The organism is Cupriavidus sp. CuC1, assembly GCF_044627735.1.
GTDB lineage: Bacteria > Pseudomonadota > Gammaproteobacteria > Burkholderiales > Burkholderiaceae > Cupriavidus > Cupriavidus ulmosensis.
This window is the reverse complement of record NZ_JBIUHC010000414.1, coordinates 1-750: the sequence shown is the minus strand read 5'-3', so window position 1 is coordinate 750 and position 750 is coordinate 1. Positions and strand designations below refer to the sequence as shown.

1 pseudogene is annotated in these 750 nt (G+C 62.1%); it reads right to left on the bottom strand.

Annotated elements, in window-relative coordinates:
- Nucleotides 1-705, bottom strand: a pseudogene (locus tag ACGLHR_RS51970) (transposase); the annotation flags it as partial.
- Nucleotides 706-750 lie beyond the last annotated feature (45 nt).

Below are 750 nucleotides of genomic sequence, written 5' to 3'. Positions count from 1 at the left end.
TGGAGCCGGGAGCGTGACGATGGCCTCGTCGCGGCCGGAGCGGACGAAGTGTCGCACGGCGGTAAAGCCGCTGCCGTCGGCGCGCATGCAGAAAGGGATTTTTCGTTCGTTGAGCACGGCCACCAGCCAGCGGGCGGGGTAGCCGCGGTCAAGCAAGAGCAAGTCGTCGGATTGCAGGCGATCCAGATGCTCGAACAGGATCTGGCGTTCGTTCTCGTGCACGCTGTGCAGTGAGGCGGCGAGCGTGATCTCGGCACCGGGCAGGTACAGGCCGAAGGCGAGTTGATCGCGGGTGGCGGCTCGAGGGAGATGGCTGTGGCGGATGGCGAAACGCAGGTGTGAGGCGTCCGCGGCGACCAGCCGAAAGCCATGCCAGCGCGGCAAATGGTTGGACACTTGCTGAAGCAGCCAGTCATTGAGGTGAGCAAAGACATCGCCGCTGAGTTTGCTGCGAGCCTGGGCGAAGGCTTGTTCACTGATGCACCGGCACAAAGTGTTCTGGCGGGCGAGCGCGGCGAAGAATTGATCGAGTTCGGCTTGTACGCCCATGCGCAAGTTGCCGAGCATGAAGGCGATCAGTGTCGGCAGGGTAAGCTTGCGCCGGCGGGTGAAGGCAGCGGGACGTTTGGGATGGCGGGCAAGATCGTGAAAATCCTTGGTGTGCAGATATTCGGTAAGCGTAGCGAACAAATCGGACAGGGGCATGAGAGCCAAGCGAGGATCGAAAAATGATCCTCTATTGGCCGCCGC